3 protein-coding genes are annotated in these 2,480 nt (G+C 37.5%); 2 read left to right on the forward strand and 1 reads right to left on the reverse strand.

The window, feature by feature from the left end:
- Both Q8907_16215 and recO read left to right on the forward strand, forming a co-directional pair.
- The coding region (locus Q8907_16215) for a T9SS type A sorting domain-containing protein (GenBank protein ID MDP4275813.1) at positions 1-291 on the forward strand (291 nt) is incomplete at its 5' end.
- Positions 292-325: 34 nt separating this feature from the next.
- Entirely contained in the window at positions 326-1,048 is a 723-nt protein-coding gene (recO, locus tag Q8907_16220) for a DNA repair protein RecO (GenBank protein MDP4275814.1), read from the forward strand.
- Positions 1,049-1,075: 27 nt separating this feature from the next.
- Here the strand turns inward: recO and def are convergent, their stop codons facing one another.
- Complete coding sequence (def, locus tag Q8907_16225; GenBank protein MDP4275815.1) at positions 1,076-1,657, reverse strand: peptide deformylase; 582 nt, start codon at positions 1,655-1,657, stop codon at positions 1,076-1,078.
- Positions 1,658-2,480: the final 823 nt, after the last annotated feature.

The following is a 2,480-nucleotide window of genomic DNA, read 5'->3' on the forward strand; positions in this document are numbered from 1 at the left end:
ACAGCAACAAAAGCCGGCGAAACCTTTAAAGATGTCTATGTTTTCCCAAATCCCGTGAAAGGAGATTATCAGGGAGATATCATTGTTACCGGTTTAATGGCCGATACTAATGTAAAAATTACCGACATTAGCGGCAATCTTGTTTATGAAACCAAATCAGTGGGAGGGCAAGCCGTGTGGCATGGTAAAAATTTACATGGACATAGGGTTCATACCGGAGTTTATCTGGTATTTTGTGCCTCAAGTGACGGTACACAGACCTGTGTCACAAAAATATTGTTCATCCGTTGATATGCCGGAGCTGACCATATAATTAATCAGAGAAATGCTTTGCAAAACCAGGGGATTGACCCTTCATTATATTAAATATTCGGACTCATCGGTAATTGCCTGCATCTACACAGAATTTGCAGGAAGGAAATCTTTTATCATCAATAATGTAAGAGGTAAAAATTCTGCTACCAGCATAGGCCTGTTCCAGCCGCTTACCATCCTCGAAATGGATATTTATTACCGCGAAAAAAAGGAATTGCAGAGAATTAAGGAAGCACGGATTATTACCCCCCTTCAGAACATACCTTTTGATATCAGAAAAAATACCATTGCCCTTTTTCTTGCCGAAGTTTTATATAAAACCCTGCGCGAAGAAATAGGGAACGAACCCTTATTTGGCTTCCTGCTTAATTCAATTCAATTACTGGACTGCAATACTCGTGGCACGGCAAATTTCCATCTGCTATTCCTTCTGGAATTATCCAAATACCTTGGATTTTATCCCTTACAAAATTATAGCGATGAAAATCCTATTTTCGATATGCTGAATGGGAAATTTGTAGCCTTACTCCCGGTTCACCCTTATTACCTGGACAAGACTTACAGCCTTATGTTGAATGACCTGATGAAACTATCGTTCACAACAATTTATTCCATGGAACTGAACCATACCCAACGTTTCGAATTATTAAGCAAAATTCTGGAATACTATTACCTTCATCTTGAAGGAATAGGAAAGATCAAATCCCTTGAAGTGCTTAAGGAAATATTCTGATAACCAACATATTGCCTCAGCGTCTGGTTACTTTACAAATTTCATTTTGTACTTGACATCAACCTTGCCTTCCGAAATCTGTATAAGTTTTCTGCTCAACAATTTTCTTTTCAACAAATTGATATGGTCTATATAAAGGATTCCGTCGGTATGGTCATATTCATGCTGTACGGCACGAGCTGTTTCTCCGCTGAAGTGTTTTTTCTGCTTCTGAAACTGCCGGTCCAGATATTCTATTTCAATATCCCAGGGCCTTTGAACATCTTCCCGGACCATAGGAATACTCAGGCATCCTTCAGATTCCACCCAGGTCTTTTCAGACCTGTAGGTTATCTTTGCATCTATGAATGTCTCAACTATACCCTGATCATCAGGAAATAAAAACTCCCTTTCCTTTTCCTCCAAATTATCATAAACCTGTTTGGAATCGACAATAAAAAGTTTCAGGGCATGATTAATTTGCGATGCGGCCAATCCCATTCCATTTGCCGAATACAGGGTAGTCCACATGTTATTTACGATTTTTTCCAGTTCCGGATAATCTTTATCAATATCTATACATTTTTTCCGCAGGATAGAATGGCCATAAGATAAGATTGGTAATATCATTATTCTATTTTTGATTTTATGGATGCAAAAATAATAAAAATCAGCTTGATTTCTGCTATCAGCTTCAATTGCCTGCATCAATTGCTGCCAGCTTTAGCAGGGGTAGAATATAGATATTTATTGGGCTTTAGCCCAAATTTATTTTAAATAACTGAATTCTGCCCCAATGATTTGGCTAAAGCCGGGGAAAAAACATCTATTCCTCCGTTGGCTGAAGCCAACGGCAATTCATTTTTTATTTTAAATGTTTTTATGTGTTTAATTGTGGTATCAGCAATCGTATTCCCAATTACCCAACCACTCAAACATAAAATTCATCCAGGAACTTGAACTTTTGAACCGTAAACTCCTTGAACCCTTGAACTCTTGAACCTTAAACCCCTTGAGCCCCTGACCCCTTGAACCCTTGAACCAACTTGAACTATATCGAACCATCTCAAACCATTTCAAACCATTTCAAACTATATCAAACTATATCAAACCATCTCAAACCATATCAAACTATATCAAACCACACAAGGTTTTCACAATGATCACCATCAACCTGTATTCTTCATGTACTTTGAGCCTTAGTGGTAAATGTATTTCAAACCATCTCTGATTTCACCATATAAAAATATTGGATTGTCCCTTTTATTATTGTAGTTTTGGCTGTCTACAAAAGAGCTTATTAATCTATATTTAATATGAAACACCCATGTTTCCGGAAACACAAAACAGGAATGAATAAAAAAATGGGTGTTCCATACGACCTTAGAAAATAAATTAATTCGTATGAAACCAACATTATTGGTACTTGCCGCAGGCATTGGGAGCCGTTACG

The sequence above is a fragment of the Bacteroidota bacterium genome (assembly GCA_030706565.1).
Taxonomy (GTDB): Bacteria; Bacteroidota; Bacteroidia; order Bacteroidales; family JAUZOH01; genus JAUZOH01.